The sequence below is a fragment of the Geofilum rubicundum JCM 15548 genome (assembly GCF_000974365.1).
Lineage (GTDB): Bacteria > Bacteroidota > Bacteroidia > Bacteroidales > Marinilabiliaceae > Geofilum > Geofilum rubicundum.
The window spans coordinates 110,136-133,985 of record NZ_BAZW01000008.1 but is presented as its reverse complement, the minus strand read 5'-3'; the positions used below and the strand labels follow the sequence as shown (position 1 = coordinate 133,985).

Annotated in this window: 21 protein-coding genes, 2 tRNA genes and 2 pseudogenes; 8 read left to right on the top strand and 17 right to left on the bottom strand. The window is 45.1% G+C overall.

Translation table 11 applies throughout. The features are described from left to right. Positions 1 to 85: 85 nt before the first annotated feature. From arsB to JCM15548_RS06685, 3 genes are all read right to left on the bottom strand, one after another. A complete protein-coding gene (gene arsB, locus JCM15548_RS06695) occupies positions 86 to 1,114 on the bottom strand; it encodes an ACR3 family arsenite efflux transporter (protein WP_062123695.1) in 1,029 nt (342 codons plus the stop codon). 86 nt (positions 1,115 to 1,200) lie between these two features. After that, positions 1,201 to 1,626: an arsenate reductase ArsC gene (locus tag JCM15548_RS06690; protein ID WP_062123693.1), complete on the bottom strand. Its 426-nt coding sequence runs from the start codon at positions 1,624 to 1,626 to the stop codon at positions 1,201 to 1,203. 24 nt (positions 1,627 to 1,650) lie between these two features. After that, positions 1,651 to 1,986 (bottom strand): ArsR/SmtB family transcription factor, encoded by a 336-nt coding sequence (locus JCM15548_RS06685; RefSeq protein WP_062123691.1) that lies wholly within the window; start codon positions 1,984 to 1,986, stop codon positions 1,651 to 1,653. A gap of 304 nt (positions 1,987 to 2,290) precedes the next feature. Here JCM15548_RS06685 and JCM15548_RS06680 point away from each other — a divergent pair, with 304 nt between their 5' ends. The 5 genes from JCM15548_RS06680 (at position 2,291) to JCM15548_RS06660 (ending at position 8,886) form a co-directional block, all read left to right on the top strand. Further along, the gene (locus JCM15548_RS06680) at positions 2,291 to 4,321 is read left to right on the top strand and encodes a tetratricopeptide repeat protein (RefSeq protein WP_162198185.1); all 2,031 of its coding nucleotides are present in this window, start codon (positions 2,291 to 2,293) and stop codon (positions 4,319 to 4,321) included. Between the two features lie 45 nt (positions 4,322 to 4,366). Further along, a complete protein-coding gene (locus JCM15548_RS06675) occupies positions 4,367 to 5,002 on the top strand; it encodes an outer membrane beta-barrel protein (RefSeq protein ID WP_062123687.1) in 636 nt (211 codons plus the stop codon). A gap of 428 nt (positions 5,003 to 5,430) precedes the next feature. Next, positions 5,431 to 6,132 carry a succinate dehydrogenase cytochrome b subunit gene (locus JCM15548_RS06670; protein WP_062123685.1) on the top strand — a complete coding sequence of 234 codons (702 nt, stop codon included), beginning with the start codon at positions 5,431 to 5,433 and terminating at the stop codon, positions 6,130 to 6,132. A 20-nt stretch (positions 6,133 to 6,152) separates the two neighbouring features. Beyond that, a complete protein-coding gene (locus tag JCM15548_RS06665) occupies positions 6,153 to 8,093 on the top strand; it encodes a fumarate reductase/succinate dehydrogenase flavoprotein subunit (RefSeq protein ID WP_062123683.1) in 1,941 nt (646 codons plus the stop codon). Between the two features lie 37 nt (positions 8,094 to 8,130). Further along, complete coding sequence (locus JCM15548_RS06660) at positions 8,131 to 8,886, top strand: succinate dehydrogenase/fumarate reductase iron-sulfur subunit (protein ID WP_062123681.1); 756 nt, start codon at positions 8,131 to 8,133, stop codon at positions 8,884 to 8,886. Positions 8,887 to 8,942: 56 nt separating this feature from the next. Here JCM15548_RS06660 and JCM15548_RS06655 read toward each other — a convergent pair. From JCM15548_RS06655 to recO, 3 genes and pseudogenes are all read right to left on the bottom strand, one after another. Next, a tRNA-Arg gene (locus tag JCM15548_RS06655) sits at positions 8,943 to 9,014 on the bottom strand. Between the two features lie 82 nt (positions 9,015 to 9,096). Next, positions 9,097 to 10,235: pseudogene (locus JCM15548_RS06645) on the bottom strand (aminotransferase class I/II-fold pyridoxal phosphate-dependent enzyme). Positions 10,236 to 10,427: 192 nt separating this feature from the next. Next, complete coding sequence (recO, locus tag JCM15548_RS06635; RefSeq protein ID WP_062123671.1) at positions 10,428 to 11,153, bottom strand: DNA repair protein RecO; 726 nt, start codon at positions 11,151 to 11,153, stop codon at positions 10,428 to 10,430. A gap of 118 nt (positions 11,154 to 11,271) precedes the next feature. Here recO and JCM15548_RS06630 point away from each other — a divergent pair. Then, positions 11,272 to 11,355, top strand: a tRNA-Leu gene (locus JCM15548_RS06630). Between the two features lie 68 nt (positions 11,356 to 11,423). Here the strand turns inward: JCM15548_RS06630 and JCM15548_RS06625 are convergent. The 4 genes from JCM15548_RS06625 to JCM15548_RS06610 form a co-directional block, all read right to left on the bottom strand. After that, the gene (locus JCM15548_RS06625) at positions 11,424 to 12,167 is read right to left on the bottom strand and encodes a DUF4382 domain-containing protein (protein ID WP_062123670.1); all 744 of its coding nucleotides are present in this window, start codon (positions 12,165 to 12,167) and stop codon (positions 11,424 to 11,426) included. Between the two features lie 107 nt (positions 12,168 to 12,274). After that, complete coding sequence (locus JCM15548_RS06620) at positions 12,275 to 13,570, bottom strand: hypothetical protein (RefSeq protein WP_062123668.1); 1,296 nt, start codon at positions 13,568 to 13,570, stop codon at positions 12,275 to 12,277. Then, a complete protein-coding gene (locus tag JCM15548_RS06615; protein WP_062123666.1) occupies positions 13,567 to 14,124 on the bottom strand; it encodes an RNA polymerase sigma factor in 558 nt (185 codons plus the stop codon). The genes JCM15548_RS06620 and JCM15548_RS06615 overlap by 4 nt, the downstream gene beginning before the upstream one ends. A gap of 11 nt (positions 14,125 to 14,135) precedes the next feature. After that, positions 14,136 to 14,921 (bottom strand): hypothetical protein, encoded by a 786-nt coding sequence (locus JCM15548_RS06610; protein ID WP_062123664.1) that lies wholly within the window; start codon positions 14,919 to 14,921, stop codon positions 14,136 to 14,138. A gap of 300 nt (positions 14,922 to 15,221) precedes the next feature. Between JCM15548_RS06610 and JCM15548_RS06605 the strand changes: the two genes are divergently transcribed. Beyond that, positions 15,222 to 17,117 (top strand): ATP-binding protein, encoded by a 1,896-nt coding sequence (locus JCM15548_RS06605; protein WP_062123662.1) that lies wholly within the window; start codon positions 15,222 to 15,224, stop codon positions 17,115 to 17,117. An 8-nt stretch (positions 17,118 to 17,125) separates the two neighbouring features. Here JCM15548_RS06605 and JCM15548_RS23225 read toward each other — a convergent pair whose 3' ends face one another. The 7 genes and pseudogenes from JCM15548_RS23225 to JCM15548_RS06580 form a co-directional block, all read right to left on the bottom strand. Then, positions 17,126 to 17,635: a PP2C family protein-serine/threonine phosphatase gene (locus tag JCM15548_RS23225; protein WP_262486918.1), complete on the bottom strand. Its 510-nt coding sequence runs from the start codon at positions 17,633 to 17,635 to the stop codon at positions 17,126 to 17,128. After that, positions 17,587 to 18,354, bottom strand: a complete 768-nt coding sequence (locus tag JCM15548_RS23220) for a hypothetical protein (RefSeq protein ID WP_227625534.1) — start codon at positions 18,352 to 18,354, stop codon at positions 17,587 to 17,589. The genes JCM15548_RS23225 and JCM15548_RS23220 overlap by 49 nt, the downstream gene beginning before the upstream one ends. Positions 18,355 to 18,538: 184 nt before the next feature. Next, positions 18,539 to 19,000 carry an elongation factor P gene (locus JCM15548_RS06595; protein ID WP_262486917.1) on the bottom strand — a complete coding sequence of 154 codons (462 nt, stop codon included), beginning with the start codon at positions 18,998 to 19,000 and terminating at the stop codon, positions 18,539 to 18,541. After that, positions 18,989 to 19,077: pseudogene (locus tag JCM15548_RS25950) on the bottom strand (elongation factor P); the annotation flags it as partial. The pseudogene JCM15548_RS25950 and the gene JCM15548_RS06595, both read right to left, overlap by 12 nt. A gap of 340 nt (positions 19,078 to 19,417) precedes the next feature. Beyond that, complete coding sequence (locus tag JCM15548_RS06590; RefSeq protein WP_062123660.1) at positions 19,418 to 21,697, bottom strand: endonuclease; 2,280 nt, start codon at positions 21,695 to 21,697, stop codon at positions 19,418 to 19,420. A 217-nt stretch (positions 21,698 to 21,914) separates the two neighbouring features. Next, positions 21,915 to 22,478 (bottom strand): ribosome recycling factor, encoded by a 564-nt coding sequence (gene frr / locus JCM15548_RS06585; protein ID WP_062123658.1) that lies wholly within the window; start codon positions 22,476 to 22,478, stop codon positions 21,915 to 21,917. Between the two features lie 138 nt (positions 22,479 to 22,616). Continuing rightward, on the bottom strand, positions 22,617 to 22,862 hold the full coding sequence (locus JCM15548_RS06580) for a YkgJ family cysteine cluster protein (protein ID WP_062123656.1): 246 nt from the start codon (positions 22,860 to 22,862) through the stop codon (positions 22,617 to 22,619). A gap of 181 nt (positions 22,863 to 23,043) precedes the next feature. Here JCM15548_RS06580 and larE point away from each other — a divergent pair, with 181 nt between their 5' ends. After that, entirely contained in the window at positions 23,044 to 23,847 is an 804-nt protein-coding gene (gene larE, locus JCM15548_RS06575; protein ID WP_062123654.1) for an ATP-dependent sacrificial sulfur transferase LarE, read from the top strand. Positions 23,848 to 23,850 lie beyond the last annotated feature (3 nt).

Sequence of the window (23,850 nt, the reverse complement as noted above, 5' to 3'; positions counted from 1 at the left end):
AGATTCTTAATTGTTTGATTCTATGCACCTTCATTCGCAAGGTTAAATAAACGCAACAAACCATAAAGGGCGCGACCGCTGGACGCTAATATCTTTTTCGGTTGGCAAACCACACCAAAGACAGCATCACCGGCACTTCCACCAAAACGCCCACCACAGTTACCAGGGCGGCTGGCGAATGTAAGCCAAACAATGCAATAGCCACGGCTACAGCCAGTTCGAAAAAATTACTGGCGCCAATCATGGCAGCCGGTGCGCATACTGCATGGGGCAACTTGAGCCAGCGGCCACCGTACCAGGCCAGGAAAAAGATAAAGTAAGTCTGTATGACCAGCGGAATGGCTGCCAACAATATAATCAGCGGATTATTGACAATGTTTTGTCCCTGAAAGGCAAACAGCAACAGCAAGGTTACCAACAGGGCCACAATGCTCACCGGACGCAGCCTCTGTAAAAAAACCTCTTTGAACCACTTATCACCATGCGATTTAATCAGTATTTTTTGGGTAATCACACCAGCCAACAGGGGCACAACGACAAATACGATAACACTGGCCACGAGGGTATCATAAGGTATGGTGATATTGGTAATTCCCAGGAGCAGACCGACAATGGGGACAAAAGCCACCAAAATAATCAGGTCGTTCACCGAAACCTGCACCAGGGTATAGTTGGGATCCCCATTGGTGAGGTAACTCCAGACAAACACCATGGCCGTGCAAGGAGCCGCCCCCAGAATAATGGCGCCGGCAATGTACTCACCAGCCAGTTCAGGCTCAATAAAGGCCCCATAGATTTTAGAAAAGAAAACCCAGGCGAAAAAAGCCATTGTAAAGGGCTTAATGAGCCAGTTGACAATCACGGTAAGAATGATGCCCTTTGGCTTTTGCCCTACCTTCCTGACACTGGAGAAATCAATTTGAAGCATCATGGGGTAGATCATCAACCAGATAAGAATGGCTACCGGAATATTCACATTGGCTATTTCCCAACTGCTTAACAATTCAATGGTATCACCCGCCAACTGTCCCAGCAGGATACCACCTGCAATACACAACGCCACCCACAGCGTCAGGTATTTTTCAAAAAATGCCATTTTTCTCTTTTCTGCCATAATCGAATTATTTTTTTGCTGATATGGTTATACTGTAAATACCAGCACCCGAAGCTTTAGAAGAATTCATAAGGTTTCCTATTAAATTAAAGGGCTGGCTTAATTTGCTCGGTGTAGAACTTGTGAAAGCCGGCCTTGATCTCATCCCTTACACGATAAAATTCACTCATGATAAATTCAGGCGTGCCTTCGGCATGCGAGGGATCATCAAAACCAATGTGTAAGCGGTGCTTTACCTGCCCCATAAAAGCCGGGCAAGCCTCATTGGCCCCACCGCATACGGTAATCACATAATCCCAGGCTTCGCCCAAATATTTGTCGACCGAATCGGAGGTGTGGTGACTGATATCAATACCGACCTCTTTCATGACCTGAACGGCCTTTTCATTTAAGCGACCGGAAGCCTCAGTTCCGGCGCTGCTAACGGCAATACGATCGTCAAACGACTGCAAAAAGCCATGGGCCATTTGGCTGCGGCAACTATTTCCTGTACAAAGAATTAACACTTTCATCAGCTTATAAAATTTAGATTTTACTTATGAACAACTGGTTGAGGAACAGCTATGAATAGAATCCAGAAAATGGATACTCATTTTCTTCAGCCTTTCCATTACGTCCCCGTTCAAACAATAATTGACGCGTACACCTTCCACCTCTCCTTTAATTATGCCCAACTCTTTGAGCGCTTTCAGATGTTGGTTAACGGTCGTTCTGCTTAAAGGCAACTCGTCAGAGAGATCCCCCATGATACAGGTATCTGTCGATGCCAGATACTGCAAAATGGCCAAACGGGCAGGATGACCCAGGCACTTAAAAAAGCGGGCAGCATCCTGCAACTCTTGATCGAACAATTCTTTTTTAGCCTTCACCATCGTTTGAATGTTTTTCTTGGGCAAATATACAAATCAAAGTTTATTTGACGTATAATTACGTCAAATAATTTTTGATCCCGTTTTAGTATCGACCGCCTTTAGCATATATTCAGCGGCTTTCCCGCCTATTTTAATAATTACAAAAATTTGTTATACCTTTGGCTTTCAGTAATCTAACACTACGCTCAAAATAAAATTTAAATAAAGCGTCGAATTTTTCGTAACATTTTGTATATCAACTCTGTTTAAAGGGTATGACAAGCTTTAGCCAATTATGCACATAAATATATTATTCAAACTTATTTTGATTATCGCAATAATGGCGGGTCAGATGGTCAGCATCCAGGGCCAGGTTGTTCTGCGTGACAAGCACCACAATACCTTTCGTAAAGGCATTACGGCCGCCGACCAAGGCGACTATACCACAGCCATTGACTACTTCCAGCAAATAATCAGCGAAACGCCCGATCACATAGATGCCTTAACCCAGTTGGGCGTTACCTACATGGAATCGAATCAGCAATTGGATTCCGCTATAACGCTGTTCGACCGGGTGCTGTCACTTATACCCCCTGAAGATATTTATGATCCCTTTGGTATTTACCTGCATCAGGTAAAAGCCAGGACCTACAATCTTATGCTCCAGCCACGTAAGGCACTTGCTGTGCTCAACAACATAAAGGATTCGGTTCAACTTGAAGATATAAAAGAAGAAGTGGATCTTGAACTCCAGCAGACCGCCAACGCCATCATCCTGCTCGACAATCCCATCAAGCTAAAAATCACAGATGTGGGACCGGCCGTCAATTCTGAATTTGACGATCACAGTCCGCTCGTTAACATTACCGGACAAGAAATGTACTTCACCTCGCGCAGGCCCCTGGGCAAAGACCGTAAGCTGCCCGATAATCAATATTTTGAAAACATCTTCCAATCCAAAAACCAGGGAGACGGCTGGCAAACCCCGGTGGCGGTGGATGAACTCATTAAACGCAACGAACACCTCTCCATTTTGTCCCTTTCAGCCGATGGCAACCTGTTGTTTTTATATAAAGATGAGGGTCGCATTACCCGGAATTTATTTGTCAGTCAACGCGTAAATGGCGAATGGCAGGATCCCGAAAAGCTCCCTGCCCCCATCAATTCTGAATTTGACGAGACACACGCCAGCCTGTCGCCCGACATGAGCACCCTATATTTCACCAGTAACCGCCCGGGAGGTTATGGTGGTTTGGATATCTATGAAATAGAAAAAGACAAATATGGTCAATGGGGAGAACCCCACAACCTTGGCCCCGCGATCAATACGCCCTATGATGAAGAAACGCCCATGATGCATCCCGATGGCAAAACCCTTTACTTTAACTCTGACGGCCCCTTCTCCATGGGAGGATTCGACGTTTTGTACAGTCAGAAAATGGCTGATGGACATTGGGCCGCTGCTGTCAACATGGGCTATCCGGTCAACAGTCCCGACGACGACCTCTTTTTTCTGCCCACTCTGGATAAAAGTGAGGCCTATTTAACCACCTTCCGGTATTCAGATAGTCACGGACACTCCAGCATTTACCATGTAACCTTTGAAGAGGCGCCCGGTGGTGCTCTAACTGTTATTGAAGGGGCCATGGAAAACCCCGACAACCTTCCTCTGGAGCATTTAAGAATATTGGTTTGGCGCGAATCGGACAACCACAAAGTAGGGGAATTCCGTGCCAACCCGCATACCGGTAGATACTTGCTGGTTTTAGATGCCGAGGAAAGTTATAGAATACAGGAGGCTACGCCTGAGGTCGTCAGAGATATCGACACCCTGCACATTTCCCGGGAAGTGGCCCTCAACCATAAAAATAAAATATTAATGGTGGAAGATGTCAAGATGTTCTCGCCCTTGATTCCCCGACAATTTGAAGAACCGGAAACCCTTTTGGCGGCCGTTGAAGAACCGCTTGAAGCGCAACCATCCCCTGACAACCATCGGGCGACCCACACAGAGGAAAAACGGACAGCCTTTGACGCCCGGATACCCGCTTCAACCACCAGGGATACTACGCCTACTCAACCTGCCACACAGACATCGACATCCCTGGCTAAGCCCTATACCATTCAAATCCTGGCCCTCAAAAAACGTCAGCAAGCCAACAAGCAGTATTTAGCTGGTCTCGACACCACCGATATAAAAACCTACAAAGGAAAAGACGGTTATCTTCGCTATGTCATCGGCTACTTTGACGACCCGTCAGCCGCCGAGTCGTATTTAAAGAGCCTCAAAAGCAACGACCGCTTTCAGGATGCCTGGATCAGAGAGTTATCCCGACTCGAAAAAATATCGTATTAAGCCGAAAAAGCTTACTTTAGTGCTGTAAATCTTCACAGAAAAAACATGCGACACATTTCCGGCTTTTTTAGCATTGTCCTTATCTGTTTATTTGCCTCCCCACTTAGCGGACAAAATTTTGGCGGAGGATTCAAAGGGGGCATGGTGGCCTCAGAGGTATCGGGCGACCATTTGGCAGGTCCCAACAAACTGGGTTTTTATGCCTCCGCGTTTTCTTTTCTGCCCGTTGGCCCTTACGCCCATTTACAAGGGGAGGTTATGTACATCCAAAAAGGCAGCCGTTCGGTACCCAACAAGCACAACGATTACTACGACTATCGCTTTGCCCTGCAATACGTCGAAATGCCCATACTGTATGTGCAGAATATGGCGCGCTTCACCAACAACAATTACTTGTCCCGACTCCTGCTGCACGGCGGCCTGTCTGTTTCCATTCTGACCCGGCACAAGGAGACGGAAGATGGCTACGTTCTGCTTTCGGAGCCAAACACATACAAGCCTGCCGAACTCAATTTACTATTGGGATTTTCTTTCCCCATCCGTGATGCCCTCTACTTCCAGGTGGGCTATTCCAACTCCATCACCCCCATTCGTCCCCATGCCAGTGGAGAAACCGCCTGGAACAATTACGGACAGTACAATACCTTATGGACTTTAGGCTTGTCCTACATCGTTTGGTAAGGGTCCATTTTTTCTGTTGCAAAACATTTTTTTATCCTTTGACCAATCCCTAAAAAACCTTACTTTTAAACCGGACTTTTTTATCCTTTTTGTGATTTGTGTCACAAAACCACCTCTTAATCCCAAAATATGTTAACTCAATCCAATATGTGTTTCAGCGATTCCGCCATCAAATTAGACCTGATATAAATAAAGAACTTTTTCTTTATATTATTTTTAAATAGTGCGCTAAGCGAGTACATTTGCAGCGCCAAACGGCTCGTGTATGTTGCAATCATGCCATAACCGAATGACGACCAATTAAAATAATGCCATTCGTTTACCAACAGGCCTTTGAAACTAAAACGAGCCATCATTGGCAAAGGGAACAAATGCGAAAGACACAAAACAATTAAACAATAGACATAATAAATTTAAACAGAATCTTTATGAGCAGTTTACTGAGTTCTTCCATCGGGAAGAAGTTGCTGATGGGATTGTCAGGACTTTTCCTGATGATGTTTTTGCTGGTTCACCTGGCGGTGAATTCGCTTTTGCTGGTGCCTGATGGTGGTGACACCTTCAACGCAGCTGCCCATTTCATGGCCACCAATCCGGCCATTAGAATTATGGAGCCCCTATTGGGAGTCGGATTTCTGGTTCACATCGTATGGGGCATCGTACTAACCATTCAAAACCGCAAAGCACGTGGTAACAGCAGGTATGCCTCCGGCAACAAGACCACCGGCGTGACCTGGGCCTCTAAAAACATGTTGGTTTTGGGTCTCACCATTTTGGCTTTTCTGGTATTGCACATGGCACACTTTTGGGTAAAAATGAAAGTCACCGGAGACCCCTTGCTCGATCACACGATCGTGAGCATAGCCGGTGTTGACACAGAAGTAGAAAATGCCTACCGCCTGGTTAATGCCACCTTTAGCTATCTCTGGATCATGATTGTGTATGTGGTAGCCGGAATAGGTCTGGCACTTCACCTGTCTCACGGTTTCTGGTCCTCCTTGCAGTCCATTGGTTTCAGCAACGAACTATGGCGCACACGCCTCAATACAGTAGGGCAATACTATGCCTGGATAGTGGGACTTGGCTTTTCACTCATCGCGCTGTTACAATACTTTTTCTATCAAGGTTAATTTTTTAATCACCGGAGATTATGGTAAAAATAGATGCAAAGATTCCACAAGGCCCCATGGCCCAAAAGTGGACAAACTATAAAGCTCACCAAAAATTGGTGAACCCTTCAAATAAAAGAAAACTGGACATTATTGTAGTTGGAACCGGTCTGGCAGGTGCTTCGGCCGCTGCTTCATTTGGAGAAATGGGCTTCAACGTCAAAGCCTTCACCATCCAGGATTCGCCTCGCAGGGCCCACTCCATTGCCGCTCAGGGTGGTATCAATGCGGCCAAGAACTACCCCAACGATGGTGACTCGGTCTACCGCTTGTTTTATGATACCGTTAAAGGTGGTGACTACCGTGCCCGTGAGGCCAACGTTTACCGTTTGGCGGAGGTCAGTAATTCCATCATCGATCAGTGCGTGGCTCAAGGCGTACCCTTTGCCCGTGAATATGGGGGCTTGCTCGACAACCGCTCGTTTGGTGGTGCACAGGTGAGTCGTACCTTCTATGCCAAGGGACAGACCGGTCAGCAATTGCTACTGGGTGCCTACCAGGCTCTGATGCGTCAGGTGGAGAAAAAAACCGTGACCTTATACACCCGCAACGAGCTGGTTAACATCGTTATGGTAGATGGCAAGGCACGCGGAATTATTACCCGTGATTTAATCACCGGCAAAACCCAGCGCCACTTTGGTCACGCCGTTGTATTGGCCACCGGTGGTTATGGCAATACTTTTTTCCTGTCGACCAACGCCATGGGTTCCAACGGCTCAGCCGCCTTGCAAGCCTATAAAAAAGGGGCCATGTTTGCCAACCCTTGTTTTGCACAAATTCACCCCACCTGTATCCCGGTACATGGCGAGTTTCAGAGCAAGCTGACTTTGATGTCAGAGTCCCTGCGTAACGATGGACGTATCTGGGTGCCCAAGAAAAAAGAAGATGCCGAAGCCATTCGTGCCGGCAAACTAAAGCCGACCCAAATTGCAGAAGCCGACCGCGATTATTACCTCGAGCGCAGATATCCTGCCTTTGGTAACCTGGTGCCTCGTGACGTCGCCTCACGGGCCGCCAAAGAGCGTTGCGATGCGGGTTATGGCGTGGGTAACACCGGTCTGGCTGTTTACCTCGATTTTAAAGAGTCCATTGAGCGTTTGGGAGAGGATACCATCCGTGCCCGTTACGGCAACCTTTTCCAGATGTATGAGAAAATCGTGGACGACAATCCATACGACACCCCCATGATGATCTATCCGGCCATTCACTACACCATGGGCGGCATCTGGGTCGATTACGAATTGCAAACCTCCGTTCCCGGATTGTTCTGTGCCGGAGAGGCCAACTTCTCTGACCACGGAGCCAATCGTTTGGGCGCCTCTGCTTTGATGCAGGGATTGGCCGATGGCTATTTTGTGCTGCCCTACACCATACAGAACTATCTGGCAGATGACATCGCCACGCCTCGCATGACGGGCGAAGAAAAAGAATTCATTGAAGCCGAAAAGGAATCACAAGACCGCCTGAATCAACTGCTTTCCATTAACGGACAGCGCTCGGTGGACAGTCTCCACAAGGAGCTTGGATTGGTCATGTGGGATTTCGTAGGTATGGGCCGCAACAAGGAAGGCCTGGAAAATGCCATTGAAAAAATTCGTGCCATCAAAAAAGAATTCTGGAGCAATGTCCGCATCCCCGGTTCCAATGATGGTATGAACGTTGAACTTGAAAAAGCCAACCGGGTGGCCGACTTTATTGAAATTGGCGAACTAATGGCCCTGGATGCACTGGCCCGTGAAGAGTCGTGCGGCGGTCACTTCCGTGAAGAACACCAGACACCTGAAGGAGAAGCTTTGCGCCACGATGAGCAATACGCTTACGTGTCATGCTGGGAATATCAGGGAACTGACAAGGAGCCTGTGAAACATGAAGAGAAGCTCGATTTCATAGAGGTTCCCCTGGTTCAGCGTAATTACAAGTAATGGTCAGCCAATTCAACTTATTTAATGGAGTTTAATCATGGAAAACAATATAAATATCAAACTTAAAGTATGGAGACAACAAGACGCCCGCGACAAAGGGCGCTTTGAAACCTTCAAACTGGATAATATTTCAACAGACAGCTCGTTCCTTGAGATGATGGACATCCTGAACGAGCAGTTGGTCAACGAAGGCAAAGAGCCGATCGCTTTCGATCACGATTGTCGCGAAGGTATTTGCGGCATGTGCTCCATGTACATCAACGGTCGCCCCCACGGACCCGATGATGACATTACCACCTGCCAGTTGCACATGCGTAAGTTCAAGGATGGCGAAACCATTACCATTGAGCCATGGCGTTCAGCCGGCTTCCCGGTCATCAAAGACCTGATCGTGGACCGCACAGCCTTTGACAAAATCATTGCAGCAGGTGGTTACGTATCGGTCAACACCGGTGGTGTGCCCGATGCCAATGCCCTGCCTATTTCCAAAGATGCAGGTGATGAGGCCATGGATGCAGCATCCTGTATTGGTTGTGGTGCCTGTGTGGCCGCCTGTAAAAACGGCTCGGCCATGCTGTTTGTCTCTGCCAAAGTGAGCCAGTTATCCCTGTTACCACAAGGTAAAGTAGAAGCTGCCCGCCGTGCCAAAAACATGGTGGCCCGCATGGATGAGCTCGGCTTTGGTAACTGTACCAACACAGGTGCCTGCGAAGTAGAATGCCCCAAAGGCATTTCACTGGCCAACATCTCTCGCCTCAACCGCGAGTATTTAACGGCCAAAATCAAAGACTAAGACCTTCAGGTCATTTCAAAAAAAAGAGCTGTCCCAAAGGGCAGCTCTTTTTTTTGTAGCCTCACCAGGACTCGAACCTGAATCTGAAGTTTAGGAAACTTCCGTTCTATCCCTTGAACTATGAGGCCATACGGGGCAGTTCACCTGCTGTTTGGGATGTGTAAAAATAGGGTAAATTTCGTAAGATTTCAAATTTTGATACGGAAAGTATCAAAGGCGGCTCAATGCCTCTACTGCCCTATCCACCAGATCATCGGGGCGACAAAAATTAAAACGAAGGAAGGTCCGCTTTTGCTTTTCGTGAAAGAAGGTGCTGAAAGGAACGGTAGCCACTCCATAATCATCAAACAATCGTTTGGCAAAATCTTTATCCCGCTCATCAGATATTTTGGCATAACTGTACAACTGGTAGCAAGTACCGCTGGTTGGAACAGGGACAAAACGGGTGCGCTCGGTCATCATTTCATTAAAGCGGTCGCGCTTCTGGCAATAGTGCTGAGACAAGCCCGGTAGATGTCTTTTTGACCCAGGCACTGCGCCAGCAACATTTGCAGGGGTGCAAAATGTCCCCCATCGGTTACATGCAAAATGGACCTAATCTGTTTCATCAGTTCGGCAGGCGCAGCACAGTAACCCACGGGCCAGGCAACCCGACAACTTTGGGCCATGGAGTTGACAATGATGCTGCACTCAGCCAATTTGGGATACAAGGCCACACTCTGGTGCGAGGCCCCATCGTATATCAGATGTTCTAAACACTCATCACTCAACACCAAAATCCGGGTACCATTGATTACCTTTTGCAAGCGCAACATGTCGAGCTCCGACAAAACCATGCCGGTAGGGTTGTGTGGTGTATTGATAATGATCATTTTGGTGTTAGCGGTGACCATGCGCGTTACTTCTTCCCAATCAATATGAAAATCAGGCCCTTTAAGCGACACATAAACAGGGCGGGCACCACTCAACATGATAATGGGCAAGTAATTCTCGGCAGCCGGTTCAAAAAGAATCACCTCATCCCCTTCGCCCAAAAAGGCGGTCATGGCCGCAAATAAGGCTTGATTGGCACCATTGGTAATGGTGATTTCGGTTTCGGGGCAGTAGGCCCGGTCATATTGGGAACGCATCTTATGCGAAATTTCCTGGCGTAACTCAATCAGACCGTAAGTGGAAACTATCCGGTTAAATACATCATCGGGCAAATTTTTTAAATCAGAGGCAATAGTAGATGGAAGATCGTCCGACAAGTAATTACCCGCTAAATCAATGGCTCCTGCTAATCGGGCATTTTCACTTAAGGTGGCCACGAGGCCCAAATCTATGGAAAAAAGTTTTGAATAAATCATGATTAAGGTATTTGATGTGTGCTACCTTAAACAAATTTACCGCCATTTTTGGACAATTGCACGTAATATCACCATCCTTTATCCTGTGCAATACTCAGATGACACCACCATTAGGGGTCACTGGTCAAATATTCCAACGCTTTCTTCAAATTGCAGGAAAAAAGGCGTCATTTGCCCTGCCAAAAAGAGGCGCTATTGAAAGAGATCTCTCAAGACACTGAGGGATCGAATCTTACCCACACCAGGTTGATGAAGCTCGTAAAACAAGACCAAAGCTTCCAGCAGTTGTCGCCGCTCATTCACATTACCGGCTATGGCCGGTAAATCCTTTCTCTCGAGATGGGCCATACGGTGCATGCGAAGACTCAATTCGGAAGACAAATAATGGGGATGTGCTGGTTCGCCACTCACAAAGCAGCCCTCTGTCAAATCAAACCAGGCCATTTCTTCACTGTAATTATCGTGGGGTTGAAAACCCAAAAACCGCGTGAGTTGAAACAAGAACCAAATGTGAAAGTTTTCCAATCCGGCCTGATCAGAGTCCAGAATGCCAATGGACTCTTCTATAAAATGAAACAATGGGGGATTGATGCCTTCTCCCCTGAGCACACGACTTAATATTTCTGTCAGCAAAAAAGCCTGTGCACGCCGGGTTTGTGAATAGGGGATATGCGACAACACCCTACCCAGACGAAACTCCTTAATGCGATGTATGTCCCTGTTTTCATGATGGTACACTTCCAGATCAAGAAGACTCAATGGTTGCATCAAAACAATATTCCCCTTCTTCTTTTTTCCATAGGCACCATTCACCATATAACTCTGCATGCCAAACACAGTGGTATAGATATGCACAATGGCGCTGGTTTCACCATAGCGCGTATGGGTTAAAACAATTCCTCTTGATTTATGTATCATGCCAGATTATTAAGCCGTTGCAAAAATAATGAAATTAATCCCTTTCTAAAGTGCATTTTTGTTTGGAATAAAAGGGGCAAAACCATATCTTTGCCACGCAAAAATCTTAAAGAGGTTTGCCCAGATGGCGGAATTGGTAGACGCGCTGGTCTCAAACACCAGTAGGTTCACCCCTGTGCCGGTTCGATCCCGGCTCTGGGTACTTAAAAGGCCTGACAATTTTTATTGTCAGGCCTTTTATTATACTACTTCATTGAAATTCAACCAACTCTAATCATCATACTTGTCTTCGAAGGCTTCAATGATGACCTCGAGCTTTTCCCATACCATTTCAGCCAAATCACTGTTTCCATCGGGGCTTTCAGGATATATTTCAATAATGCCATTTTCATTGGCATCCATGGCAGATGAAATATCTATGCCGCCCATAGCAGGATTAAACAGGGAGGCTATATCAAACGATACCGTTAATACGGCCCTGCTGGCTTCATCCAGATCAACGAGCTCTTCAAATTCAATTTCAACCTCCATTTCTTCATCTGACCAGAAGATAAAGGGCGTGCCATCAATGGTACCCTCAACCAATATGGATTTTCCATACATCATGGAAATGGCGTTTTCACTCTCTCTGAATTCAAACTCAATCTCATCGTAGGCGGCTGATGGCAATTCGACGTTATTGACAACGGTTGTTTCAAGCGCGCTGCCATCCATCATAAGATCCACCTCAAAGGGACCTTCCAATTCATAATCGGTAGCAACAGAATCTGACAAAAACATAGGGTCATCGTCGTTAAACTCTATTTCAATTTCTTCAATGTTGATTTTAAAGCTTTCAATCGCCACTTCGGCCGCACTGGCACTTTTTAATTGAGCCGATTTAAGGGCTTGACTGTTGGCTTCAAATTTAATGGCTGTTTGATTCTTAAGGTTATCATCCTCTTTTTCACAAGAAATCAGAAATACCGTTATAGCTAACACTATCACGGCTTTAAATACATTGAGTGCTTTCATCTCTATTAGTTTTACGTTAGAAAATATTCATTTGCTTCTACTAATAAGACGGGAACATTTTGAAAGGTGGTAAGCGTGTACTCATTATTTTAAAAAAAATAATTACCCTACAGGTCGAACTTATAAGATAAGGAAAAATTAAAGCTCGCCGCCAGGTTTCGGGTATCCTTTAAATTACCGGGAATCATCTCATCCCCTTCAAACATATTAACCAGATTATAATTAAATCGAATACTTGGTTTAAATACAATCCTTTTGGCGATGGGAACATGCACCTGATACCCGGCCAGCAATCCATAATCAAAGTCATTATAACGGTCATTAACCCCAAAAGAACTTTCCGCGATTTGCTCTTCGGCCATTGTGAGCCTTGCAGCATACCCGCCCAGAAGGATTTGTCCGGGAAGCATCTTGTTTTCATAACAATAAAAGGTTTGCAGCTTTAGGTAATCCAGTTGAATGTTTTTATCCACAAAACGGGCATTGACGTATTGCTGATAGTCCTGACCAGATTCTGCCTTCCAAAAAAACTCCAGACCAACCAGATGACGCCTAAATAATTCAAAGGTCGATGCAATACCCATATCTTGTCTGAACGTTGGCTGAACGCTCCCCAATTTGCTTGGGTTTAAACCATTTCTGGTCTCATAGTTTAATAACCAGGTATTTTTATATCCATACACTAAGCCCGCATCAACAATTCTCAAAGAGGAAGAGGAAACTGACAATTCGGGAGATTTTTCAGACGATGTAAAATAAGAATAATCTGTTTCTGTCAGATGGGGCAGGATCATATCATCCTGGCTGATCAAAAGCCTTTTGACATTAAAAGATGGGCTTTGCAAACCTTCTAAAGCTAAACGCTCCAAACGAATAACGCTATCCTCAATGGCGCCGTCTTCCGATTTTAGGATGAAATCAGCAGAGAGCCGGGGTGAGGGCACCTCACTATAGGCATCAATGCTGAGAGCATCAGCTTCTACAGGGATTCCGGCTATGGTCACTTGTGCCACTTCCAAGCCTTCCAACCCTTCCTCAGCGTCGGCTTCACCCAGCTTTGATGCAACAGGACCGACCTCTTGTGATGTACCCATCTTCTTTTCCGAAACCTCCTGACCCTGCTCTTTTGCCATGTTAGGTTGCTCCGGCTGTTTTAATAAGTATCTGACCGGAAAAAAGAGAAGCAGCAAAATGGCAGCGACTGCCGCCATCCTTTTCAGGAATCTCATGGGTAGCAACCTGCCCTTCTGAGGTTTTGTCTCATCCAATTTGGCAGAGATATGATCCCAGGTCTCCATAAAGTCCAACTCATCCTCCAATGCGTTCCATAAGCTGTCGCCCTCATCAACGTCAACTTGCTGAAGCCACTTATTGTATGCTATGTCAAACTTGCTTTTTGTCATTGCTTGCTCAATTCATAATCGTTCAGCCATTTCTTTAACAGATGGCGCGCCCTTTTGTATTGCGATTTGGAAGTTCCTTCTGTAATACTCAGTATTTTTGCAATTTCTTTATGGGCCAGTCCTTCGACGGCAAATAGATTAAAAACAACCCTGGCACCTTCTGGCAGCTTTTTGATGTAATGGAGTATCACGTCATTTGTAAGGTGCTGAAAAGTAAAACTCCCCCTTTCTTCATCGTCCGGTTCATCCGGGAAATCATCTAAGAAAACGAGTCTTTTCTGCTTTCTAAAGAAATCGATGGCCGTATTGGTAACAATGCGTCTTATCCACCCTTCCAAAGAGTTTTTTGAATTAAACTTTTCAAGATGGGTAAACACTTTGATAAAAGCTTCCTGCAAAATATCCTTCGCCTCGTCTCTGTCACCCGTATAGGAAAGGCAAATCTGAAACATTACTTTAAAATGTTTTTGATAGAGCAGTTTCTGCGCCTTTCTGTCATTGTCAAGGCACCCTCTCAGTATTTCCAAATCCTCCTCTCTCGATTTACCCACCATGGCGCGACCGTCTATTCATTAATTATCAATACGGTAGACTCCTCAATTCGATTAAAGACAGCATTATAAATGGGACTATTTATATGTTTGCTTAATAAAATATACGCCTCTCCGTCCATCCTACCAACAAATGCTTCATCCAGAATTGGTGCTGTGATGACGGAAAACCAATAGGAGGGATTGAACTGCAGACTTCCTTCATTGACAATGTTTTTATCAAGGCTGATCTCTGAGCTTCCATTTTTTCTCTTGCCATGAATCTGCATGGTTAAGGGGTCGTTGACCACGACAACAATATGTTTGATCTGCCCATTATGATTCAGCTTTCCCTTAACCATCAGGCAAGGCCTGGTATCTTCCAGGTAATCCTGAATGACATCGCCCAAATCCTCCTGCAAATCTTCCAAATCATCCCCTTCTGCCTGATCTTCCAGCCAATCCTGAATGTCCTCCATTAAATCGTCTTCCGCTTCATCGGGTTTGAAAGTAAATGAAAAGGAGATCGGGTTATACACCCCCTGCGGAATGTCCAGAACTTCAGCAGAAGCTGACGAAGAAGAGCTGACTGTAAAGCTTTTACCTTGTTCAAAGCTCCTTGACAAAAACACATCACTACCTTGTTCCCGGTAACCCTGTATACTTATCTCACTTAATTCGATGGCCACCTCATCAATAACAACCGCACCTCCCAAAACCGGCTCGTTAAGCAGCCCAAAATTCAATGTAAACTCAACCGGAAGTGTAAAGTCCTCTTTCTCACAACCCCCCAACGTGATTAAAACCAATAATAAGGGCATGAACCCAGATTTAATACATGAACTTTTCATCGGGATATCATTTATATAACTTTATCATTAAGACGCATAAATACTACCAAGGTTGTAATTTATAAAGATTTTATTTACTATTTTCATTTTTATGTATCCCGTAAACCTCCCTATCACTGCCAGATTGAGTCATCAGCGCTTAAAAAACGCACAGCGACTGCATGATGTAGACAGTTGTAAAAAACAGCTCCCAGGGTGTGCTGTTGATAAGTTTTTCAATATTTATCAGGTTTTGGAAATCTTGAATAGCTGAAATATATATCTTTAGAGTTGGATTATGCAAAAAAAATCAAGCAAGGCCATATCTGCAAGGACAAGGTAATTATGGGTAAAATATCTGAAAGCCTGTTATTCAGAAAGTTTAGAGCTTTTTTAAACAGACATCTGGGACCGTCTTCCTTACCGGGAGAAGGCATTCAGTATTGGCGGGAGAGAATATTTCATTATTTTTCGCTGGCTGTTATTTTCTTTGGCGTCGCGCTCTACCTGTATTACGGCTTATTTTTTCTGCTGTCAGAACAACATGAATTCCTTGCTTTCTCGACCATTATTTTTGTCACGTCCCTTTTTGCTTTAAGCGTTCCACGCATCCCACTTCGGTTTAAAGTAGGCTGGGTTTTATTTATACTCTACCTAACCGGGTCCTTTCTGTTGTTCATGGGCCCCCATACCAATATTGGCATGCTCTTTCTGTTTGCCTGTTCTATTATGGCAGTCACCATGTCAGGAGCAGCTACAGGACTATGGTATACACTTTTTCATGCCATAACCCTAACGGCGGTGGGTTTCTACTGGTTTTCAGGCTCTGTGGTGCACGCCGATCCTCCCGATGTTTCATTGCATACCTACGTTAACCTGTCCATCAGCTTCATGGTGCTGAACACGGTTACCCTTGCGCCCTTAACCTCGCTCTTGAATGGAATGATGTTTAGCATCAAGAAAGAACGACGTTATCAACGCATCTTGCGCAAAGAGCAAGAGGATTTGGTGCTGGCCAGACAGAAAGCGGAGGAGTCAGACAAGCTAAAAACGGCCTTCCTCTCAAACATGTCGCACGAAATAAGAACGCCCATGAATGCTATTCTGGGGTTCTCCAACCTTTTGTCGCACAAAAGCATTAACGAATCAGAAAAAGGCGAGTTTGTCGATCTTATTCGACACAATGCCAACAACCTCATGTCCTTGGTGGAAGACATCATCGACATTTCAAAAATGGAAAGCGGCCAGTTTGAAGTGCGCAATGCACCGTGTCAAATCCATCAAATACTGACAGAAGTAAAAAGCACCTACGAAGAAGAACTGTACAGAAAAGGATCCTCTTCCGTGAAAATTTACCTCAAAGAAGGACTCTCCGATGAAAAGCTGCAAATTTTAACCGACGCCGAACGTTTGAAAAAAGTATTGAGTAACCTGGTCAGTAATGCCATCAAATTTACCGATAAAGGTTATGTGGAATTCGGTTACTCGCTCAACAACGAGCAAGAAATGTTGTTTTACGTCAAAGACACCGGCATAGGGCTACCCGAAGGCACCGAAGAATTAATTTTCAACCGCTTTTTTAAATGCAGCAACAATGATGACAAGCTATATGGAGGAACAGGTATTGGTCTCACCATTGCCCGACATTTGGTCAGGTATATGGGTGGTGACATTTGGGTAGAACCCAGAACCAATGTGGGTACCACCTTCTGTTTCACCATTCCTTTCCAAAAAATAGTTTCTCCTGCCAATGAAAAAATGAAGCTTTGGCCTACAGCAAAGGTCAACTGGGAAGGCCGCACCTTCCTGATTGCGGAAGATGAAGAGGACAACTTTAGATATCTTGAAGTAGCCTTATCCTTATTCAACGCCAGTTTGATATGGGCCAGAGATGGCCGGGAAGCGGTTGAAGTCATCAAAAAGATTAAGCAAATCGACCTGGTATTGATGGATATCAAAATGCCGCTAATGGATGGCTATACGGCCACACGGGCCATCAAGAAAATATTACCAAAGATTCCGGTTATTGCACAAACAGCTTATGCCATGCAGGGCGAAAGAGCCCAGGCCATAGAAGCCGGTTGTGATGAATACATTTCAAAACCGGTTAATTATAATACGCTTATAGAAATCATCCAGAGATTTGTGCCGGGGAAATTGGAAGAAACAGTCCGGCAGCCAGATTAATTACCTCGTTAAAACTCCATTCCAATGACAGAGATATCATCGAAAATCGATTGCATATCCACATGCTTGGAAATAAAGGACCTGATTTCAACAATATTCTGATCCATGTTTTTTTGATTGGAGATGATTTTCTCAACCGACATCAATCCTGAAGTAATTTTATTACCCCGCTCCAGTTCCACCAACCCGTCGGTGAAGGCCAAAAACTTAGAGTCCTTGGAAACAAACACTTTTCCCACTTCAATAACAGGAATTACATCCAGCATGCCTAAGCCAATACATCCCTTATCTAAAGAGAGCATATGACCTTTTCTGGGTTCAAAAAGCAAAGGAGGCAAGTGCCCTGCATTAACATAGGTCAACCGGCGGGTTAGAACATTGTACTTACCAATAAACATGGTAATAAATTTCTCACTATTGGCACTTTCATTGACCCTGCGGTTTAACTGATGAACCAACTTTCTGAGACTTATCCGAGGGGAAAACACCGAACGGATAACCGCCTGGAAATTGGACATGAGCAAAGCCGCTGAAATCCCCTTGCCGGAGACATCAGCCACACAAAACCCAATGGTATTCCTGGAAAGCTTAATAAAATCGTAGTAATCCCCCCAACACCCAGGTGAGGCTGATAAATCGTATGAATAGAAATATTTTTATGCTGTGGCAAATCTTCGCGTCCCGGAATCAACTGGTTTTGAATACGAGAAGCCAATTCCAGCTCTTTCTTCATGGCCTCTTGCTCCAGTAGCGCATTGTGCATGCGCTTATTTTCAACAAAAACAATGATCAGATTAGAGATAATCTGAATCAGTTTCATGTGTTTAATGGTGGGGCTGATGCCCTGAAAATCTTCATCCACATCACCTATCAGCACATAACCAATGGCCTTGAACCGGTGAAAGAGCGGAATAATAGCATCGAATCCTTTTAGATTGTCTGGCGGAGAAAGCGTGATATTTTCGATGCCCTGGTACTTTAACAAATCACGCGCCACATCAATTCCTGCCACTTCCTCAGAGGTAACACCTGAATTGAGCAAATTGCGCCAAACACCTTCCGAACAGGTATAAACCAGCACCTTACCCACATCTAACTCTTCGCGCAACAGAATTTCAAACTCCGACAATAAGTCATCGATACTATGGTCCTCGTTGATGGTTTGCGCAAGGTCCAGAAGAATATTCAATCTGTCCTTGTAGAGCTTAATCCTTCTCTTTCTGGTTTGTGTAATCATCTGTCATATTTTCCCATTCATAGCAGTTCTCTAAATTTACAAAAAAAGAACAGAAGTCAAATAAAACACTTTAAGATAAATCAATATTTTTTAATTTTTTCAAACATAAAGGGCCTGTTGATTCATCTCTTGTGATAATCTACAGACCCTTAAACAATATTTGATGGCTAAAAGGCTCCAAGTCTTACTCTTTGGCACGCTCTACATAGCTACGCTCCTTGGTATCCACTTTAATGCGCTCACCCTGTTCAATAAACAATGGAACCATAATGGTAGCGCCTGTATCTATGGTAGCTGATTTTAAAGAATTGGTAGAAGAAGTATCTCCCCGCACCCCTGGTTCGGTATAGGTTATTTCAAACACCACAAACTGGGGCAGATTGACCATCAATGGGGTTTCTGAATCTACGTGGTAAACCAAATCAACCTCCTGACCTTCCCGCATCAGATCGGGCGACTCCACCAATTGCTCCTGTATACTCATTTGCTCAAAGGTTTCGCTGTTCATGAAGTGATACCCCATATCATCCTTATAAAGGAATTGATGCGGACGGTGCTCAACACGCGCTTCCGTTACTTTAACACCGGAGGAGAAAGTGTTTTCCAATATCCGACCGGTAGAGATATTTTTAAGCTTGGTTCGCACAAAAGCCGGACCTTACCGGGCTTTACATGCTGAAACTGGACAATGGTCACCAGTTGCCCGTTATACTCAATACACATCCCATTTCTAAAATCTGCAGTTGTTGCCATGTTATGTATCTTCGATAATAAAATAAATTTCCGGTACAAAAATAGTGCAATTGTTTGAATATGCCTAAAATCCTTCCTTATTGAGTAGCTCAGAACCAGATAAAAAAAAGATAGCCGGCAAAACCGGCTATCCTCCTTTTTCTTAAAGTGGATGACTTACATATTCAAACCAGCAAGCATTGTAGCCCCAAAAATAATGGCTATCAGGACGTATAGGGCAAATATAATGGCCATAAAGATAAGCCCTGCTTTGGCAAAGTTGGCCCAGATTCTATGGATTAAAACATACCCGAACTTTTGGCTCCCTTTGTTATTTGATCATTTTAATGGTGGTGGACGGTCGGCCATTATCATAGATGACCACAAAATATACGCCTGGCAACCAATTGGATGTATTAATATCTGTTACCCTGCCATTGGTAGCGTACACCTCTCGGCCCATCCCGTCACAGACTTTCAAACCTGAGTAAGCATCCGGAAGATCCGACAGGCGAATCACCTGATCAAAAGGATTGGGAAACGCCTGGACATCTCCAATTTGAAACAAGGGATCAGAGGTTTCTATTGAGAATACCTGATCAACCAATTCCGGGTGATCGATATAAGGATTCCGGTTTCCCTGATAAAGTGCTATGGCATCGTTACGGATGATCTCCTTTTGGCTTACCGGATCATGGCGATGCCATTCCAACAACATTTCCAATAACCATGGTTTGAAGACGGGCCAATCGTTGCCATTTAAAACAAGGTTGACCATATAATCGTCCGACCAACCCAACAACCGATGCTGATAGCGGGTGACAAAGTAAAACCAGGCCCTGGCAAAGTCCCCTTTGTAAGCATCAATGGGTTCAAAAACGGCACCGGTGTATTCCGAACCAAAGCTATTGACACCAAGCAAACTGCCATTGAGCGAAAGCCATTGAACATCCCCTACTTCGCCAAAGGGAAAGTTTCCTCTTTGCGAATTAACGACCTTATCGCTTGGGAAAATGTGGTGCACATCGGTGTACATGGTATCTGTATCGCTTCCGCCCCACCAACTGGAAGGCCATGAATGTTCCCTGTTGTAATAAATCCCCTCTGTATTCGTATCAATGCCCTTATCCTGATCCACACTGTATTCAAATTCATACGGCGGTTCAGCGCAAGGCAAGCTGGAATACATGTCCCATATTTTATCATTAAACTTCCGGTCGGCTGCACCTATCACCGTCCATATCTGCGAATAGTAAATGACATCATGGCTATTGATGATCTGATGAAGCCGGGTCATTAATTCCTTTTTTTCGCCGGTGGCAGCACTGTAATAGCCGTCAGGGATATTGCTGCTGATACCTGAGCCCGACAACAACAGTCCACCTTCATCCTGTCCGGATTGGATGACCAGACTGCCACTGTAGTCTTTCACCTCTGTCGGCACAAAATTCACAAACACCCTTTTGTCGATAAAATCCCCATCGGCATGAGGGATGGTCAGCGACCCGGAATAGGCTTGCCGACAATCCACCGAAATGCCAAAACCATCGGGAACGGTCAGAACCAAGTCCTCGGTCAATCCGCCTGCCGACAGGTAGAAAAACTGCACATCAGAGGTGTTGCCCACCACCACTTCTTTAAAATCGTACAATTCGCCCGAAATGCTAAAACCTTCGGGAAAAGTCAATTGAAGTAAGGTAACTTTATAATGTCTCACGTATTGGGGGTCTTCAGCCGTCACGGTCACCACAATTACATCCTCCGCATCCCAGACCTGGTCGGCATATGCCGATGGTTCTAAAAGGACGGAGTTGACAAACACTTCCATGGTGGCCGTATGACTGACGGTGCTCAAGGAGATGCCTGACAATAAGGAAAAATCTTCCACCTGGTAGAAGGCGCCGGCATCGGCACTTACATCTTCCACCTCAATATGGGCTAGGCTCAGCACATCTGTGTCACCAATATGAAAGCTTTGCAAGCGGGCCTCTGTCTGCATAACCCCCTCTGAGGTTTGCAGCAACAGATTGTCAATGCGTGTATTACCATTATTGCTGGTAGCGCCATCCACCACAATTCGAATGGCAAAATCTTCATTGTTGGTCATCTCCTCAATGCCCGTAAAAATGACCGTCTCCACCTGGGAGGACACCCAGTTATTTTCGTAGCCCGAAAGGTCATTGACCTGATAACTGACCCAGTTGCTGCCATCCACCGTGTATTGTATGTCATGGGTGGAAAAACCGGTACTGGTTTTTCTGGTGGCATAAGTCAGGGTCATCTCAGAAACAGTCAGGGTAGGCAACGAGAGCTGCAACCAACGACCATTGTTCTCGTTATCGGTACCGCCCTGGGGACAAAAACTGCCGCCATTGGTTTCATTCTCCAAACCATTGATACCGGTGCCTGCAAAACTGGCGGTCTGACTAAAAGTATAGCTGATACTGGCCTCACCTAAAGTCGCAGCTATCGGCTGTGGCCAGTTGCCGGAAAAATCCGGACCATTAAAATTCCAATAGGCAATGGTCTGCTGCGCGGTCACCGACCACCCAAAACCGGCACTTAAAAAAGTCCATAAAACCAGACGAAAAAGAGGTGTAAAATGCTTCATATTAACGGTTTTTTGAGAGAACTCAAGACTACATCGAAAATTTGAACCTAAAGATAGAGAAGTTTCTTATCAGATAAAAACGAACATTATTACTAATCTGTTAAATAATAGGGAATAAGCCCCTTCCTGCAATAAAACAAAGAACCCCCGGCCAGACCGGGGGTTCTTTGTTTTTGGTTGATTTTATCAACAATAAAAAAATGGGACCATCGACCAATTATACCGTCATGATATCCTTTTCCTTTTTTTCGAGCAAGTCATCAATCTTTCTCATATATTGATCGGTCAATTTTTGTGCCTGGTCTGCCGCATCTTTTTCCATATCTTCCGGCAGGCCATCCTTTTTGAGCTTTTTGAACTCATCTATGGCATCACGACGCGCATTTCGAACACCGATGCGGGACTCTTCAGATAATTTTTTCACCATTTTAACCAAATCCTTACGGCGCTCCTCGGTCAAGGGTGGCACATTTATCCGCACCAAATCACCATTGTTATCCGGATTCATACCAAGATTGGCGGCCATAATGGCTTTTTCAATGGCGGTAATCAAATTCTTTTCCCATGGTTGAATGGCAATGGTGCGCGGGTCAGGGGTGTTGATATTGGCCACCTGGGCCAAAGGGGTCATGGTTCCGTAATAATCGACCAAAATGCCATCCAGCATTTTGGGATTGGCTTTGCCGGCCCGGACTTTGGACATCTCCTTATCCAGGTGCTCAATGGCTTTGTCCATTTTCTCAACAGTGTCCTCTAGAACTATCTTTACTTCATCTTCCATGGTTGTGGTATATTAAATTCTATTAATAGATGTATGTTTGACCAGCAAATTCTTAATCGTCCACCAGACCAGGCTGACGAACGATAAAGGCATCCCTTTGAGCAAATATAAAAAAAAGTAAGGATTCCCATATAATAATTAACCATTTTCCAATTCTGAAAGAATGGAAAATGCCTCTTCCGTTCGGTCCCCGCATATCAAACGTTCGGCCTTAAATCCTCCACAAACCGCAGGTCGGTCTGCCGAATTAAACAGGCCACATTTCAAATCTTGGGTCAGATGCACACAGGCCACCCCGGCGGGTTTGCCATTGGGCATTCCGGGAATGGGGGAAGAAATAGAAATAACAATGCAGCAGGCAGCACAATTCTCGCGACACTCCATAATGAACTGAAATAGGATGCATATTAAATGTGCTGCGAAAGTATAAAAAGTACAGACCATTGACAAATCATTAACATCTGTTCAATTAACTGGTGAAGAGCTGCATACACGTCAAGCACCAAATAAGTCATTAATTACTCATTAGGATTTATTAATTTAGCAGTTCATAAAAACAAAAAAGATGTCCGATCAATATAGTGCATTAATCAATTGGTTTAAGTCCTACAATGGCGTTTTAACTGCGCTTTCGGGAGGGGTGGATTCCTGCCTGGTGGCCTGGGCGGCGCGACAGGCTTTGCCGAAAGAGAAAGCCATTGCCATCATCGGCGACTCCCCGAGTCTCAAACGCCGGGATTTCCAATTGGCGCTGGCCTTCTGTGATGAAAACGATATACAGTATGATGTGGTTCATCCCAATGAACTCAACGATCCCAACTACCGAACCAATCCCGAAGACCGCTGCTTCTGGTGTAAGAGTTCCCTATATACCGTAATGGGAGATTACAGGGAAAGCCAATACCCTGATTTTATTATGGTCAACGGAAACAACAAAAGCGACTGGGGCGATTATCGGCCCGGACTCAAGGCGGCCGATAAGTATCAGGCCTTTAGTCCCCTGGCCGAGTGCGGCATGACCAAGGAGGATATTCGAAACATGGCGCGGGAGGCAGGATTAAAAGTCTGGGACAAGCCAGCCAGTCCCTGTCTGAGTAGTCGCTTCCCCTACGGAGAATTGATTACGATGGACAAATTGGCCTTAATCGAAAAAGCGGAGGAACTTCTGGCCTCCCTGGGATTTGTGGATGCCAGGGTGCGCTATTTTGGGGACACCGCCCGTGTGGAGGTGCCGGCCTTCCAGATTCAGCAACTGCGGGAAAACTGGATGGACATCACCGCCCAATTTAAAAAATTCGGCTTTAGCCAAGCCGAAATTGATGAAGAGGGGCTCATTTCAGGAAAACTGAACCGCCTCATTGGTAAATAAACC